The organism is Thalassovita taeanensis, from assembly GCF_900110775.1.
Taxonomy (GTDB): domain Bacteria; phylum Pseudomonadota; class Alphaproteobacteria; order Rhodobacterales; family Rhodobacteraceae; genus Litorimicrobium; species Litorimicrobium taeanense.
Genome location: NZ_FOEP01000004.1, coordinates 86,584 through 102,220, shown reverse-complemented (window position 1 = coordinate 102,220; position 15,637 = coordinate 86,584). Strand labels below are relative to the sequence as shown.

Here is a 15,637-nt window from a genome sequence, read left to right as displayed (position 1 = left end):
ATTTACCTCGGTCTGTGAATATGTGCGCTTTGGACCAGTCCGAAAGCAGCGAGCAGCACCAGCATGGCAGAGCCGCCATAGCTGACCAGCGGCAAGGGCACGCCGACCACCGGCGCCAGCCCCATCACCATCGACATATTTACCGCGAAGAACAGGAAAAACGTCAGCGCAATGCCCAGCGTTAGAAGCGACGAAAACCGGTCCTTGTTCGACAGGGCCGAGCTGATGCAGAAGACGATGATCAGCGTATAGAGCAGCAGCAGCGAGAATGCGCCAAGAAAGCCGAATTCCTCGGCCAGGGTGGTGAAGATGAAATCGGTGTGCTTTTCGGGCAGGAAGTTCAGCCGCGATTGCGTGCCCTGCATGAACCCGCGCCCGCCCCAGCCGCCAGACCCCAGCGCGATTTTCGACTGGGTGATGTGATACCCCGCGCCCAGCGGGTCACTGGAGGGGTCAAGGAACGTGTCGATCCGGCGGAACTGATAATCCTTCAGCAGCTGCCAGTCGGTGCCGCGCGATTGAAACACCGCCGATACCGCGCCGACGCCCATGGCGATGACAGCCGCGAAATAGCCCCAGTGCACCCCGGCCAGAAACATCATCCCGCCGCCCGCAATCAGCAGCAGAAGGGCGGTGCCCAGATCGGGTTGTTTCAGCACCAGGAATGTCGGCAGCAGGATCATCGCCACCGGCAGCGCCACCCAAATCGGATGCGAGACCTTTTTCAGCGGCAGCCAGTCATAGTAGGCGGCCAGCAACATCACCAGCGTGATCTTGGCCAGTTCGGAGGGTTGCAGGCGCATGAAGCCGAGGTCGATCCAGCGCTGCGCGCCCATGCCGACGGTGCCGAAAAACTCGACAAACAGCAGCAGCGCCAGCGCGGCAAGATAGGCGACGCCGGCCATGTTGCGCCAGAACCAGATCGGCACCATGCCCACCAGCACCATCGTAACCACACCCAGCGCAAAGCGTTTCATCTGCGGCTCGGCCCAAGGGGTGAAGGATCCGCCAGCCACCGAGTAGAGCATCAGGAAGCCGACACTGGCCACTGCCGTGAGCAACAGCGCCAGCGGCCAGTTCAGGAACAGCAGCTTGCGGATGCCGGAGGGCACCGTTTTGACGGTATACTCAAGATAGCTCATGCGCGCCCCCGACCGGAGCTGCCCGGGTCAGGGCGTTCGCGTTTCAGCCGTTCCTGCTGTGCCTTGATCCGCGCCCGGTCTTTTTCGGGATAGGCCGCAAGTGGCGGGTCGCCGCCAAACAGTGCCTGAAGCGTGATGTCGCGTGCGACCGGGGCGGCGGCAGATGACCCGCCGCCGCCGTGTTCGATCACAACCGAAACCGCGTATTTTGGTGTATCGAACGGCGCGAAGTCGACAAACAGGGCGTGGTCGCGCCGGTTCCACGGCAGGTCTTCGTTGCGGGTCACGCCGCGCGCGCGTTCGGCGGCGGTGATGTTGCGGACCTGGCTGGTGCCGGTCTTGCCTGCCATACGGAATGCATCGTTGAGGATGCGGCTGCCATAGGCGGTGCCGCGTCGGTTGTTGGACACGGCAAACATGGCCCGGCGCACCTGCCGCAGCAGGTTTTCGTTCAGCCCAAGGCTTTCGCCGCGGCCCGATGGTTGCTCGACCCCTTCGATCGAGCGGATGAGCCGGGGTGTTACCGCGCGCCCGGTGGCCAGCCGCGCGGCCATCACCGCCAGTTGCAGCGGCGAGGCCAGCACATAGCCCTGACCGATCGAGGCGTTGACCGTGTCCCCGATCACCCAGTCCTGATCATAGGTCTGTTTTTTCCATTCTTTGGTGGGCGCGCGTCCGCGTGCGACGGCGGACATCGGAATGTCGAACCGTTCGCCAATGCCCAGCCGCTGCGCCATGGCGGAAATCTTGTCGATCCCGACCCTCAGCGCCAGATCATAGTAATAGACGTCGCAGCTTTCGCGCAGCGAGGTTTGCAGATCAACGTGGCCGTGGCCTGCGCGTTTCCAGCAATGGAAGCGCCGGTTGGCGACCTCGACATAGCCGGGGCAGTATACCGTGTCTTCGGGGGTGACGACACCTTCTTCCAGCGCGGCCATGGCGGTGACCATTTTGAAGGTCGAGCCGGGCGGATACAGACCCTGCACTGATTTGTTGGCCAGCGGGCGATAGGGGTTTTCTGTCAGCGCCTTATAGTCGGGCACCGAAATACCGCGCACGAACAGGTTGGGGTCAAAGCTGGGCGAGGAGGCGATTGCGACCACATCGCCGTGTTCGCAATCAATCACCACAGCGGCGGCGCTGTCCTGCCCCAGCCGCGCCTGCACATAGTTTTGCAGCGCATGATCAATGGTCAGTTGCAGATTGGCCCCAGCCTGCCCCTCGCGCCGGTCCAGCTCGCGCATGATCCGGCCCACGGCATTGACCTCGACCCGTTTGGCGCCGGCCTTGCCGCGCAGGTTTTCCTCGAGCTTGGCTTCGAGCCCGACCTTGCCGATCTGAAATCGCGGAATGCGCAGCAGTTGATCGGGATCTTCGATCCGGCTGAGGTCGTAATCGCTGACCGGCCCGACATAGCCGGCGATATGGGCGAAATCCACGCCAAGCGGATAGCGGCGCGACAGGCCAACCTCGGGGGTGACGCCGGGCAGGGCCGGGGCGTTGACCGCGACGCGGGAAATATCCTCCCACGTTACCCGGTCGGCGACGGTGATCGGCAAAAACGGCGCGCTGCGTTTCATTTCGATCAGGGCGCGGTTCAGGTCTTCGTCGTCCAGTTCAACCAGCGCCGACAGCCGCGCGATCACCTGATCCACATCGCCTGCGTCCTCGCGCACGATGGTGATCCGGTAGCTGGGTTCGTTTTCGGCGATCACCATGCCGTTGCGGTCGAAAATCTCGCCGCGCGCGGGCGGGATCAGGCGGATGTTGATCCGGTTTTCCTCGGCCAGCAGGCGGAACTGATCGGCTTGTTCGACCTGCATATAGCGCATGCGCAGCCCAAGCAGCCCGGCAAAGCCAAGCTGCGCGCCACCCAGGATCAACCCGCGACGGGTGATGCGGCGGGCGCCGTCAGCGCTTTCCTTGGGTGAGCGCCTCATAGCCGGTGCCCCAGTGCGTCAACCTCGCCCGGGGCGGCTTTTTGCACGCCAAGCAGGGTGCCCGACGCCAGAACGACAACGGGATAGGTCAGAACGGTCATCACAAGCTGAATCACCGTCAGCCCGACCGGGGCCTGCGGCACCAGCAGCAACGCGAGGATCATCCGGTTGCCCAGCATCACCATCACCAGCATGACCGACACGCTGAGCCATTCGACCGGGAACGGCTGATCGCGCATGCCGCGCGCCCGCGCCTTGAGGGTTTCGGTTGCCATCACCACAAGGGCGGCCATCAGGCCGGGGGGGCGTTGAAACAGCAGGTCCGCCAGCAGCATCACCCCGGCCACGGCCAGCACCGGCACATAGTCCGGGCGGCGCAGGGCCCAGGCAAAGCCCAAAATCGTCAGCAGGTCCGGCCCGGCCCAGCGGCGGGGCGTGGTTTCCAGCGGCAGCAGTTGAAAGAAAATCACCACCAGCGCCAGCGCCACATAGGTGGCGCGCATGGTCCAGACACGGCCGGGGGATTGCTCAGCCATTGCCACCCTCCTGCGGTGCTGCGCCGTTGGCTTCGGGCTGTGGAGTGGTTTGCTGCGGGGCAAGGGGGGACGCGGGCGCGATCAGGCGACCGGGATCGGTGATCACCTCGGCGCCGGGATTGCGCAGGACGCGCAGGAATTCCAGCCGCTCGTAATCTGCCGCCAGCCGGACGCGCAGGCGCCCGCCGGGGTCCTGTGCGACTTGCCCCACCAGTAGCCCCGAGGGGAACACCCCCCCGTCGCCCGAGGACACAACCCGGTCGCCCGGGCGCACAAGGTCGGGGTTTTCCAGAAACGACAGCGGCGGTGCGGCGGTGTTGTCGCCCATCACCATGGCAGTCTGCCCCGAGGGCTGAATTTGCACCGGGATGCGGCTGGAGGTATCGGTCAGCAGGATCACCCGCGCGGTGTTTTGCCCGACGCCGGAAATGCGCCCGACCAGACCGATGCCGTCCATCGTGGCCCAGCCATCCAGAATGCCATCGCGCCCGCCAACATTCAGCAGCACCGATTGCCGGTAGGGCGAGCCGCTGTCGGCCATCACCACACCCGTCACATAGGTCAGGCGCGGGTCCAGCCGGACGTTGTTCAGGTCCAGCAGGCGGGCGTTTTCCTGCTCCAGCTGCAATGCGGCCTCTTTCCACGCCTTCATCTGCTGCAATTCGCGGCGAAGTTCCTGATTTTGCTCAAGGATGCGCTGATAGCTTTGAATGTCGCGGATCAGATTGACCGTGGCGGTGACCGGTGCCATCGCCCAGTCAAAGCTGGGCACGACGCGGTCAACCACCTGCGCGCGGAAGCGTTCCACGCGCGGGCTGTCAATGCGCCAGACCACGAACAGCCCCAGCAGGCACAGCACGGCTGTTCCCGCAAGCAGTCGCTTCAGGGGGCCAACATAGTCTTCGCCGTTTGTCTTGTCTTTGGCCACGTTTCCCCCTTGGTCAAAAGGTGGGTGCCTTAGCTGTCGTAGTCAATCGCGTGGCGCAGCTGTTTTTCATATTCCAGCGCCTTGCCGGTGCCAAGAGCCACGCAATTCAGGCTTTCGTCGGCGATCGAGACCGACAGGCCGGTCTGTTCACGCAGCGCCAGATCCAGATCCCCCAGCAGCGCCCCGCCGCCCGTCAGCATCACGCCACGGTCAACGATATCGGCGGCCAGATCGGGCGGTGTGGCTTCGAGTGCGGTCATCACGGCTTCGCAGATCTGCTGGACGGGTTCGGCCAGCGCCTCGGCGATCTGGGCCTGGCTGATTTCGGTTTCCTTGGGCACGCCGTTCAACAGGTCGCGGCCACGGATATGCATCGAGGTGCCGCGCCCGTCATCGGGCATGCGGGCGGTGCCGATGGTGGTTTTGATCCGCTCGGCGGTGCTTTCGCCCACCAGCAGGTTATGATTGCGGCGCAGGTAGTTGATGATCGCCTCGTCCATGCGGTCGCCACCGACGCGGACCGAGCGGGCATAGACGATATCGCCCAGCGACAGCACGGCCACCTCGGTTGTGCCGCCACCGATATCGACGACCATGTTGCCGGTCGGGTCGGTGATCGGCATGCCAGCGCCAATCGCCGCGGCGATGGGTTCGGCGATCAGGCCCGCGCGGCGCGCGCCTGCGGACAGAACCGACTGACGGATCGCGCGTTTTTCCACCGGGGTCGCGCCATGTGGCACGCAGACGATGATCTTGGGCTTGGAGAAGGTCGAGCGTTTATGCACCTTGCGGATGAAATGCTTGATCATTTCTTCGGCGACGTCGAAATCTGCAATCACACCGTCGCGCATCGGGCGGATCGCCTCGATGCTGCCGGGGGTCCGGCCAAGCATCAGCTTGGCGTCTTCGCCTACGGCCAGCACCTTCTTGACGCCGTCCTTGACGTGGTAGGCCACGACCGAGGGCTCGCTCAGGACGATGCCCTTGCCCTTGACATAGACCAGTGTATTCGCCGTCCCCAGATCAATCGCCATGTCAGCCGAAAACAGGCCCGGCAATTTATCAAACATTCCCATGCAAAAGCTGCCCCGTGGTGAATCCCAACCGCCCCCACGACTCTGCGAGCCGGGAACCAGATGTCCTTATAGGCGCGGGGGCGGAATTGGAAAAGGCCCGATCCCGGTCAAATCAGCGCGTTTTCGCCGCGCGGCTGTGGAAAGATGCCCGCAGGTGATTGCCATGCCCGCGTTGCACGCCTTATCAGCAGGGCCGAAGTGGGGAAAACGATGCTGTCCTATCAACATATCTATCATGCGGGCAATCTGGCGGATGTGCAGAAACATGCGCTGCTGTGCCGGATGCTGTCGTATATGACGGTCAAGGATAAACCGCTGAGCTATCTGGAAACCCATGCCGGGCGGGGCCTGTATTTTCTGGACGCCGACGAAGCCGTGAAGACTGGCGAGGCGGCGGCGGGGATCAATGCGATCCAGGGGCTTGGCTGGTTTGCGCCTGATCATCCCTATATGATGGCGCTGTCTGCGGTGCGTGCCGCGCATGGCGCGCAGGCTTATCCGGGGTCGCCCCTGCTGGCGGCGCAGATCCTGCGCCCGCAGGACCGGCTGCATCTGGCAGAACTGCATCCGCGCGAATTTGCCGCGCTGGAGCTGGCGATGTCGCCCTATCCGGCGCGGGTTCTGCGGCAGGATGGGTTTGCGATGGCGATGGCACTGACCCCGCCGACACCGCGCCGGGGCCTGATGCTGATTGATCCCAGCTACGAGGTGAAAACCGATTACGACAGCATCCCCGGCGTCATCACCAAGCTGCATCGCAAGTGGAATGTCGGCGTGATCGCGCTGTGGTACCCGATCTTGACCTCGGGGGCGCACAAACCGATGCTGTCGACGCTGGAGGCGCAAGGCCTGCCCGGCGTGCTGCGCCACGAGGTGCGCTTTGGTCCGGCGCGTGCGGGGCACAGGATGGTGGGGTCAGGCATGTTCATCGTCAACGCGCCATTCGGCACGGCGGAGGAGGCCGCGCGGCTGACGGCGCTGTTTGCCTGACATACGCGGCGCGGCGTGCGTTACGAGCCGCCCTGATCTGTGCTGCCAGCCGCGTCCGACGCGAAGCTGTCCAGTTTTGCCAGCAGTGCACGCATCTGGTTGTCCAGCCAGCCCCGGCCGATATCAATCTGTTCAACATAGGTTGCCAGCGGCGTTTTCAGCGCCGGAACCTGTGCGGTGATCTCACCGGCAAAGACATAGAGGCAGCACAAGAAGGCTGCCAGCAACAGCGCCAAAGAAAACCCGCGACGGAACCCGCCGACAGATTTGCGTTCGCGTTTCGCGGCTGGAGCTTTGGGAACGGCATGATCATCCGCTTCTGTCGGCCGCCGCCCTGATGTTGCGCGCAGCGATGAATTGATTTCGTCGATGTCGGGCAGCATGTCGCGGCGGGATGTGGGGATCTGGCTGGCGGCTATCGCTGCTGCGGCGTCTGGCGCCGAGGGGGCTTCGGCGTGGCCGCGCATCTGCGCCATCCGTTGCCGCGCTTCAAGCACGCGCCGGTCGGATTCGCTTTCGACGGGCTCTTGCAGGCCCAGATCCGGCTGGCTTTCCAGTCCGCTGCCGATGTCTGCCGCGCGTGCGCGGGCTTCGAGTTCGGCTTCTTCGCGCAGGACATCGGCAATCGACGGGTCAAGTTTGCGCCGATCGGGTTCTGGTTGTGGCTCTGGCGCCGCTTCTGGTGCGGGTGCCGTTTCGAGCTCTTCGTCGTCGTCCCAATAGACCTGATCGGTACCTTGGCCCAGCTCTTCGGCCAGGTCGGGGTCATTGTCGGGATGGTGCTGAAACCAGGTATTTCCACAGCTGGAGCACTGCACATCGCGCCCCGCCTGCGGGATTACGCCGTCGGGCACTTCATACTGCGCCCCGCAATTCGGACAAATCAGCCGCATTTTGCTCTCTTTTGCCCCTGTGCCATTGGGTTATCCGTCTGTTGCCAATACTATATGGTGTAAATCATCGGCGGAAAAGTGCAAAGCATGGCCCGCGGTGGTGGATTGCATCTGTGCCCGCGCTCGTGCAGAAAAAGGCAGCGTAAAAGGGGACGGCCGTGATTGAGCTGGAAAACGTAGCCTATAGTTACGGCGGTGGGGAGTTGCTGAGTGATATATCGCTCAAGCTGTCCCCCGGATCGTTCCATTTCCTGACCGGGCCGTCTGGCGCGGGCAAAACCACCTTTCTGAAGCTTTGCTATGGGGCGTTGCTGCCAACCGCGGGCCATGTGCGGCTGTTCAACCGCGATGTGCGGCTGATGACGCGTGACGATGTCGCGCTGAGCCGCAGGCGCGTGGGCGTCGTGCATCAGGATTGCCAGTTTCTGGATCACCTGCCGCTGGCCGATAACGTGGCCTTGCCGCTGACGGTTTCGGGGCGCAGCAAGCTGGATGAAGCCGCTGACCTGCGCGAGCTTCTGTCCTGGGTCGGGCTGAAAAATCGGGCCGATGCTTTGCCGCCACAATTGTCGGGCGGGGAACGCCAGCGCGCGGCACTGGCGCGGGCGGTGATCATGTCGCCCGACGTGGTGCTGGCGGATGAACCGACCGGCAATATCGACTGGGAAATGTCGCAGCGCCTGCTGCAACTGCTGGTCGAGCTGAACAAGATGGGAAAGACGATCATGGTCGCGACCCATGACATGAACCTGATCCGCGCCGCCAAAACTCAGGTGCAGGCGCGGGTGCTGCGGATTGCCAACCGGCGGCTGCATCTTGCGGGGGCGGATCTGTGACTATTTCCGTATCGCAGATCGTCGAGTTTATCGTCGGGGATGCGCAGGCTGACCGCGCTGTGCCGCCGTCGGGGTATACCGCCAACCTGACCACGTTCAGTGCCGCCGCAATGGCGTTTCTGGCGGTCTTCGCGCTGGCGCTGTCGTTGGCGGCGGGGCGTCTGGCGGATCGGTGGAGTGACGAGTTGGCGCGCAGCTCGACCCTGCGGATATCGGCCCCGGCAGATCAGAAGGAAACGCAGACGGCCACCGCGCTGAGGGTGCTGGAAACCACGCCCGGCGTGGCCAGCGCGCGCGCGCTGACCGATGCCGAGCAGCGCGCGTTGCTGGAGCCATGGTTCGGCCCGGATCTGCCGGTGGATACGCTGCCGATCCCGCAATTGATCGAGATTATCGAGGAAAGTGTCGGCTATGACGCCGCCGGGCTGCGGTTACGACTGACCGCTGAGGTGCCGGGCGCGGTTCTGGATGATCATACGCGCTGGCGGCGGCCGCTGGTCAAAGCGGCCTCGCGGCTCAGGGTGCTGGGCTGGCTGTCGCTGGGGCTGATCGGCACGGCGATGGCGGCGATGATCACGCTGGCGGCGCAGGCCGCACTGTCGGCCAACGCGCAGGTGATCGCGGTGCTGCGGCAGGTTGGGGCGCGTGACAGCTATATCGCGCGGGCGTTTGTGCGCCGGTTTACCCTGCGCGGACTAACCGGTGCCGCGGTGGGCACGGTGGCTGCAATGGTGGCGATTTTGCTGCTGCCGTCGGCCCAGGGCGAGGGCGGGTTTCTGACAGGCTTGGGCTTTCAGGGGCTGCACTGGTTCTGGCCACTGCTGATCCCGCTGCTGGCCGCCGTCGTGGCCTTTGTCGCGACCCGCACGGCGGCGGGCCGGAAGCTGAGGGAGTTGCCCTGATGGCGTATGGCTGGCGTTGGCTGCGGTCCCTGATCTTTTCCATCCAGATCTATCTGGCGATGGCGGTGCTGGGGATCGTGTTTCTGCCCTGGGCGGCCTTCAGCAGGCGCGGCGCGTTCATGGCGTGCAAGCTGTACTGCCGCTGGGTGCTGTGGACCGCGCGCTGGATGATCGGTCTGCGGGCCGAGGTCCGGGGCGAGGTGCCAACGGATGAGGTGATGATCGCCGCCAAGCACCAGTCGTTTCTGGATATCCTGATTATTTTCCATGCGGTCCCGGCGGCGAAATTCATCATGAAGCGCGAGCTGTTGTGGACGCCGGTGATCGGGCAGTATGCCTATCGCATCGGCTGTGTTCCGGTGAACCGGGGCAAGCGCGGGCTGGCGATCAAGAAGATGGTTGAGGATGTCGCGTCGGGCACGCAACTGCCCGGGCAGCTGGTGATTTATCCGCAGGGCACCCGCGTGGCGCCGGGCGTCAAGACGCCCTACAAAGCGGGAACGGCGGCGCTTTACAATCAGCTTGGGCAGGCCTGCGTGCCAGCGGCGACCAATGCGGGTGTGTTCTGGCCGCGCCGCGGAATTTACCGCAAGCCCGGTCTGGCTGTGGTCGAGTTCCTGCCGCCGATCGCACCGGGTCTTGACCGTGAACGGTTCATGGCGCGGCTTGAGGGCGAGGTCGAAGCGGTGTCTGATCAATTGATGCGGGAATCGGGGTTTGAGCCGGATGGAGTTCGTTAGCGATATTGCAGTGCTTGAAGCGCTTTACGGCACACCGGGGCCAGCGGCGACACGCAAGGTGGCGCAGCGGTTGACGCCGGAGTATCGCCGCTGGATCATGGCCTCGCGGTTTTGCGTCGTGTCGACCGTGGGCGCGCAGGGCGCCGATGGCAGCCCCCGCGGCGACGATGGCCCGGTGGTGATGGAGCTGGACGCGCGCACCTTGGCGCTGCCCGACTGGCGCGGCAATAACCGGCTGGATACGCTGCGTAATATTGTCGAGGACGGGCGCGTTGCGCTGATGTTCATGGTGCCGGGGTCGGACAATGCGGTGCGGGTCAACGGGCAGGCGCGGCTGACGACCGATGCGGGCCTGCGGGCGCGGTTCGAGCGCGCCGGGCGGCAGCCTGCCACGGTGATCGTGATCCGCATCCACGAGATTTACACCCAATGCGCCCGCGCCATGATGCGCGCCGGGCTGTGGGCGGGGCAGGACCAAAGCGCGGGCCTGCCGACGGTCGGCGAGATTTTGGCAGCGATGACCGACGGGGATATCGATGGTGCCGATTATGATCGCGACTGGCCGGAACGGGCGGCAAGCTCGCTTTGGTAAGATGAAAGAGCGACCGGGCGTGACTTTCCTACAACCGTCGCGGTTCACCATGCCGGATACCACCGAGAATTCAGGCTGCGCCTTGTGATCGAGAAGCAAATTCGCCCATCATGAACCATCGAAGCGGAGGAGGGGGAGGACACCCGTAAACGCAACGATTGGTAGGTTTGTATGTATTGTGAAAAAGTTTTCGTTCCCGTCGTCAGTTTGGCCTTGTCTGCTGGATGCGCCCAGAAAAGCACAACCATTGCCGCGTCTTATGTCTCGCCAGAGGTATATCAATCTTATTCATGCAGTCAGCTTGGCGAAGAGGCGCAAAGCGTCAGCCACCAAGCCGCTGAAATGATGGGCGTGCAGGACAGGACGGCAGAAGAGGACGCCGCAGCAATGGGCGTGGCACTCGTGGTGTTTTGGCCAGCGATCTTTACCATCAAGGGAAATGAGAAAAGCGCAGCCGAGGTGGCGCGTCTGAAAGGCGAGATCGCGGCGATCGAGAAAGCATCGGTCGCAAAGAGCTGTGATATCAAATTCACAACGATCAAACCGGCCGAGCAAAAGCCCGCGGAACAGACTGAAATTGTGGACCCCACGCTGCCGGTTGAATGACGCACGCCGCAGGGATTTAGTGGTCACCGGGTCGGCGCGACTGCCGCCCCGGTGACACGTTGTTTAGGCGTGGATCGGACCATCACCGCAGGCAAGTGCCGCTTCGCGGACCGCTTCGGAGAAGGTGGGATGCGCGTGGCAGGTCAGCGCCACGTCCTCTGCCGAGGCACCGAACTCCATCGCGACGCAGATTTCGTGGATCAGGTCGCCCGCCGCCGGGCCGATGATGTGGCAGCCCAGCACGCGGTCGGTGTCTTTGTCGGCAAGGATTTTGACAAACCCTTCGCCCGCAAATACGGCTTTGGCGCGGGCATTGCCCATGAAGGAAAACTTGCCAACCTTATAGGCGCGCCCGTCTGCTTTCAGCTGCTCTTCGGTGGCGCCAACGCTGGCGACCTCGGGGTGGGTATAGATCACGCCGGGGATCACGCCATAGTTCACGTGACCATGCTTGCCCGCCAGAACCTCGGCGCAGGCCATGCCTTCGTCTTCGGCTTTGTGGGCCAGCATCGGGCCTTCGATCGCGTCGCCGATGGCGTAGATGCCTTTGACGTTGGTCTGCCAATGGGCGTCGGTCTTGATCTGACCGCGCGGCGCGATTTCGACGCCAAGCGCCTCAAGCCCCAAACCTGCGGTGAAGGGGCGGCGACCGGTGGCGACCAGAACGGTGTCGGCCTCGATCGTGGCTTCGCTGTCATCCTTGCGCAGTTTATAGGCGACGGTGGCCTTGTTGCCCTTGGTGGTCACGCCCTGAACGGCGGCGCCCATGATGAACTCCAGCCCCTGTTTTTTCAGCATACGTTGCACGGTTTTTTGCACTTCGCCGTCCATGCCGGGGGTGACCGCGTCAAGGAATTCGATCACGGTCACATCAGAGCCCAGACGTTTATAGACCGAGCCAAGTTCCAGCCCGATCACGCCTGCGCCGATCACCACCATTTTCTTGGGGATCTTCGGCAGTTCCAGCGCCCCGGTCGAGGAAACGACGATCTTTTCGTCAATCTCGACCCCCGGCAGGGTGGAGACTTCGGACCCGGTGGCGATGAGGATATTCTTGGCTTCGTGCAGGTCGTCGCCGACCTTTACCTGACCGGCGGCAGGGATCGTGGCCCAGCCCTTGATCCAGTCGATCTTATTCTTTTTGAACAAGAATTCGATGCCCTTGGTGTTGCCCTCGATCACCTCGTCCTTATAGGCGAGCATCTGTTTCCAATCGACCGAAGGCGACTTGCCCTTCAGGCCCATCTTGGCAAAGTTGTGCTCGGCCTCGTGCAGCTGGTGGCTGGCGTGCAGCAGCGCCTTGGAGGGAATGCAGCCCACGTTCAGGCAGGTGCCGCCAAGGGTCTCGCGGCCCTCGACGCAGGCGGTTTTCAGGCCCAGTTGGGCGCAGCGAATGGCCGCGACATAGCCGCCGGGGCCGGCGCCGATTACGATAACGTCATAGTTTGCCATGGGTCGTCTCCGTCAGGTCTTGGAAAGGGGAAAGAAAGCCGCGCTTCACAGCAGCGCCGCCAGATAAAGTGTGGCACAGCAGGCCAGCGCCACCAGCCAGATATAAGAGCGCCACGGCTGCCAGCCAAAGGCATAGGCAGGGATATAAAGCGCGCGGGCGGCGAGGTAGGTCCAGGCGGCGGTTTGGGTCACGGTGGTGGATTGATCGCTGAGCGTGATCAGGGCAACGCCGCCGACGAACAGGCCCAGCATCTGCACGTGGTTGTCATAGGCGCGCAGCATCCGGGCGGTAATTTTACGCATGTCGCGGCTGGGCAGGCGGTCGCGCGGGCTGGTGGTATAGCCCGGGCCGACGTCGATATTCGCCAGCGTCGAGGCGGCAACGAATTGCACGATATGGAGCAGCCCCGCGAGGGCGAGGGCGGTGAGTTCCGGGGTCATGAGTTGATCCTCTCGCGGCGGGTCCATTGGCGGCGCATTTCGGGTGTCAGCACCTGCGCGCGGCGGGTTGTGAACCATTCCTGACAGCTGCGCTCGGCGGCGGTCGTGGCCGGATCGGCGCGCAGATCAGCCAGTTTTTCGGCGGTGGCGGGCCAGTGGCGCAGGATGGCACGATCTTCGATGTCGTTGCGATTGCAGGACAAATGCCAGTTGGAGCCAAGGTGGTACTTGGTCTGAGCCTGTTTGCCCTGACCATCGCCCCGATCGTTTTTCATCAAGAAAACGTCTTCGGATCGCACGGCGTAGTGGTTCAGGCGTGCGGTGCGGGCGCGGCAGGCGATGTCGGCGGGGCGGAAGCGGGCGGATTTGGCCTGATAGAGGCTTTGGTTCGACAGCGCTTCACCATCGGCGCTTAGCACAACTGGGGACTCGACCAGCGGGTCTAGCGGGTTATGGTCGGTGGCGCGGGCAAAGCTGGCCACGCGGAACAGACATTTGAACTTGGTCACACCCGGTTCGGCACCGGGTTCGGCATGGGTGTTGCGCTCAAGCGCGGCAGCGCCGGGCTGCCATTCGGTCACGCCACTGTCACCGAAAGCGCGCCACGCAAGGGGCACAACATCGGCGCGGTATAACGTCGGTATCACGTCGGTAATACGTCGGTGCGACTGCGGGTCTTCAGCGTCGATCAGCAGAAACTCATCGCTGTCGATATGCAGCGCCCAGACCATCCCGGCCTGTCGCGCCCACGCCAACGCAAGGTCCATGCCGCTGTCTTGCGGCGCGGTGCCGGGGGGCACGGTTTGACGGATGTGGGTGATCAGCCCGCGCTCGGCCAGACGGTCAAGCAACAGATCGGAACCATCAGTGCAATCGTTGGTGACGATGACAATGGCGTCAAACCCCAGCCCCATGTGATAGGCCAGCCATTCCAGCACGAAAATGCCTTCGTTCCGCATACACGAAACAAGGGCGATTTTTTCAGCAGGTTGGGCGGGGTTGGGCATGCGGCCCTCACGATGGGGCGGGGTGGGTGCGCCGAAGCGGGCGCACCCAGATTTCGATTACAGATCCATCAGCAGACGGCGGGGATCTTCCAGGGCTTCTTTGACGCGCACGAGGAAGGTCACGGCGCCTTTGCCGTCAACGATACGGTGGTCATAGCTGAGCGCCAGATACATCATCGGGCGGATCACAACTTGGCCATTGATCGCCATCGGGCGGTCCTGAATCTTGTGCATCCCGAGGATACCGGACTGCGGGGGGTTCAGGATCGGCGAGGACATCAGCGAGCCATAAACACCACCGTTGGAGATGGTGAAGGAGCCGCCCTGCATTTCGGCCATGCTGAGCTTGCCGTCACGGGCGCGGGCGCCTTTTTCGGCGATGGCTTTTTCGATCTCAGCGAAGGACATCTGATCGGCGTCACGGATCACCGGAACAACGAGGCCGGTGGGCGTGCCGGCGGCGATGCCCATGTGGACGAAGTTCTTATAGACCACGTCGGTGCCGTCGATTTCGGCGTTGACCTCGGGGACTTCTTTCAGGGCGTGGATACAGGCCTTGGTGAAGAAGGACATGAAGCCCAGTTTGACACCGTGTTTCTTCAGGAACAGGTCTTTGTATTCGTTGCGCAGCTCCATCACCCCGGTCATGTCGACCTCGTTATAGGTGGTGAGCATCGCTGCGGTGTTCTGGCTGTCCTTCAGGCGGCGGGCGATGGTCTGGCGCAGGCGGGTCATCTTGACCCGCTCTTCGCGGGCGGCGTCATCGGCCGGAACCGGCGCGCGCGGCATCGGGGCTGCGGCAACGGGGGCGGCAGCCGCCGGAGCGGCGGTCAGGGCCTTGGCCACGTCCTCTTTCATCACACGGCCATCGCGGCCGGTGCCGGTCACGGCGTCGCGGCTAATGCCTGCTTCGGCCATGGTTTTCTTCGCGGCGGGGGCGTCTTCGACATCCTTGCCGGAGGGGGCGCTGACTGCGGCGGGGGCAGCAGCGGCGGGGGCTGCGGCGACGACGGTGCCCGCGGCCGCGATCACGGCCAGTTTGGCACTCGCGTCAACGGTGCTGCCTTCGGGCGCGGTGATTTCCGCCAGAACGCCAGCGGCGGGGGCGGGCACCTCGACCGAGACCTTGTCGGTTTCCAGCTCGCACAGCATTTCATCCTGCGCGACGGTATCGCCGACCTTTTTGAACCATGTGGACACGGTCGCCTCGGTCACGGATTCGCCCAGGCTGGGCACCATGACATCAACGGTTTCGGCGCTGGCAGCGGGGGCTGCGGCGGCGGGTTTGGCGGCGGGCTGCTCTGCCGGGGCGGCGGCGCCTTCGGACAGGGTGGCCAGCAGCGCGTCAACGCCGACGGTGCTGCCTTCGGCGGCGACGATCTCGGCCAGGGTGCCAGCGGCGGGGCTGGGAACTTCGACGGTGACCTTGTCGGTTTCCAGCTCGCACAGCATTTCGTCGGCGGCGACGATATCGCCAGGTTTCTTGAACCAGGTGGCCACCGTAGCTTCGGTTACGGATTCACCAAGCGTAGGGACGCGGATGTCGGTGGTCATGG

The 15,637-nt window shown here is 63.7% G+C and carries 16 protein-coding genes; 6 read left to right on the top strand and 10 right to left on the bottom strand.

Going from position 1 to position 15,637, the window contains the following annotated elements; genetic code table 11:
- Nucleotides 1-2: 2 nt before the first annotated feature.
- Genes rodA through BSF79_RS07195 form a run of 5 tightly spaced genes read right to left on the bottom strand, consistent with a single transcriptional unit; the run spans nt 3 to nt 5,622 of the window.
- On the bottom strand, nt 3-1,142 hold the full coding sequence (rodA, locus tag BSF79_RS07215; RefSeq protein WP_090269195.1) for a rod shape-determining protein RodA: 1,140 nt from the start codon (nt 1,140-1,142) through the stop codon (nt 3-5).
- Nucleotides 1,139-3,082 carry a penicillin-binding protein 2 gene (mrdA, locus tag BSF79_RS07210; RefSeq protein WP_090269194.1) on the bottom strand — a complete coding sequence of 648 codons (1,944 nt, stop codon included), beginning with the start codon at nt 3,080-3,082 and terminating at the stop codon, nt 1,139-1,141. Before mrdA ends, rodA begins: the two co-directional genes overlap by 4 nt.
- A complete protein-coding gene (locus tag BSF79_RS07205) occupies nt 3,079-3,618 on the bottom strand; it encodes a rod shape-determining protein MreD (protein WP_090269455.1) in 540 nt (179 codons plus the stop codon). The genes mrdA and BSF79_RS07205 overlap by 4 nt, the downstream gene beginning before the upstream one ends.
- The gene (gene mreC, locus BSF79_RS07200; RefSeq protein ID WP_090269193.1) at nt 3,611-4,546 is read right to left on the bottom strand and encodes a rod shape-determining protein MreC; all 936 of its coding nucleotides are present in this window, start codon (nt 4,544-4,546) and stop codon (nt 3,611-3,613) included. The genes BSF79_RS07205 and mreC overlap by 8 nt, the downstream gene beginning before the upstream one ends.
- A 29-nt stretch (nt 4,547-4,575) precedes the next feature.
- On the bottom strand, nt 4,576-5,622 hold the full coding sequence (locus tag BSF79_RS07195) for a rod shape-determining protein (RefSeq protein ID WP_090269192.1): 1,047 nt from the start codon (nt 5,620-5,622) through the stop codon (nt 4,576-4,578).
- A 210-nt stretch (nt 5,623-5,832) separates the two neighbouring features.
- Here BSF79_RS07195 and BSF79_RS07190 point away from each other — a divergent pair, with 210 nt between their 5' ends.
- On the top strand, nt 5,833-6,612 hold the full coding sequence (locus tag BSF79_RS07190; RefSeq protein WP_090269454.1) for a 23S rRNA (adenine(2030)-N(6))-methyltransferase RlmJ: 780 nt from the start codon (nt 5,833-5,835) through the stop codon (nt 6,610-6,612).
- A gap of 20 nt (nt 6,613-6,632) precedes the next feature.
- Here BSF79_RS07190 and BSF79_RS07185 read toward each other — a convergent pair whose 3' ends face one another.
- Nucleotides 6,633-7,505 (bottom strand): zinc-ribbon domain-containing protein, encoded by an 873-nt coding sequence (locus BSF79_RS07185; protein ID WP_090269191.1) that lies wholly within the window; start codon nt 7,503-7,505, stop codon nt 6,633-6,635.
- 158 nt (nt 7,506-7,663) lie between these two features.
- Between BSF79_RS07185 and BSF79_RS07180 the strand changes: the two genes are divergently transcribed.
- The 5 genes from BSF79_RS07180 (at nt 7,664) to BSF79_RS19735 (ending at nt 11,181) form a co-directional block, all read left to right on the top strand.
- Nucleotides 7,664-8,341, top strand: coding sequence for a cell division ATP-binding protein FtsE (locus BSF79_RS07180; RefSeq protein WP_090269190.1), 678 nt, complete (start codon nt 7,664-7,666; stop codon nt 8,339-8,341).
- Nucleotides 8,342-8,343: 2 nt separating this feature from the next.
- A complete protein-coding gene (locus BSF79_RS07175; protein ID WP_425443234.1) occupies nt 8,344-9,243 on the top strand; it encodes a cell division protein FtsX in 900 nt (299 codons plus the stop codon).
- Nucleotides 9,243-9,983, top strand: a complete 741-nt coding sequence (locus BSF79_RS07170; RefSeq protein ID WP_090269188.1) for a lysophospholipid acyltransferase family protein — start codon at nt 9,243-9,245, stop codon at nt 9,981-9,983. Before BSF79_RS07175 ends, BSF79_RS07170 begins: the two co-directional genes overlap by 1 nt.
- Nucleotides 9,970-10,575 carry a pyridoxamine 5'-phosphate oxidase family protein gene (locus BSF79_RS07165; protein WP_090269187.1) on the top strand — a complete coding sequence of 202 codons (606 nt, stop codon included), beginning with the start codon at nt 9,970-9,972 and terminating at the stop codon, nt 10,573-10,575. The genes BSF79_RS07170 and BSF79_RS07165 overlap by 14 nt, the downstream gene beginning before the upstream one ends.
- A gap of 342 nt (nt 10,576-10,917) precedes the next feature.
- Nucleotides 10,918-11,181, top strand: coding sequence for a hypothetical protein (locus tag BSF79_RS19735; protein WP_175545282.1), 264 nt, complete (start codon nt 10,918-10,920; stop codon nt 11,179-11,181).
- Between the two features lie 63 nt (nt 11,182-11,244).
- Here the strand turns inward: BSF79_RS19735 and lpdA are convergent, their stop codons facing one another.
- The 4 genes from lpdA to odhB form a co-directional block, all read right to left on the bottom strand.
- Complete coding sequence (gene lpdA, locus BSF79_RS07155; protein ID WP_090269186.1) at nt 11,245-12,633, bottom strand: dihydrolipoyl dehydrogenase; 1,389 nt, start codon at nt 12,631-12,633, stop codon at nt 11,245-11,247.
- Between the two features lie 45 nt (nt 12,634-12,678).
- Nucleotides 12,679-13,074: an MAPEG family protein gene (locus BSF79_RS07150; protein ID WP_090269185.1), complete on the bottom strand. Its 396-nt coding sequence runs from the start codon at nt 13,072-13,074 to the stop codon at nt 12,679-12,681.
- A complete protein-coding gene (locus BSF79_RS07145; RefSeq protein ID WP_175545281.1) occupies nt 13,071-14,033 on the bottom strand; it encodes a glycosyltransferase family 2 protein in 963 nt (320 codons plus the stop codon). The genes BSF79_RS07150 and BSF79_RS07145 overlap by 4 nt, the downstream gene beginning before the upstream one ends.
- Before the next feature lie 105 nt (nt 14,034-14,138).
- Nucleotides 14,139-15,635 carry a 2-oxoglutarate dehydrogenase complex dihydrolipoyllysine-residue succinyltransferase gene (gene odhB / locus BSF79_RS07140; RefSeq protein WP_090269183.1) on the bottom strand — a complete coding sequence of 499 codons (1,497 nt, stop codon included), beginning with the start codon at nt 15,633-15,635 and terminating at the stop codon, nt 14,139-14,141.
- Nucleotides 15,636-15,637 lie beyond the last annotated feature (2 nt).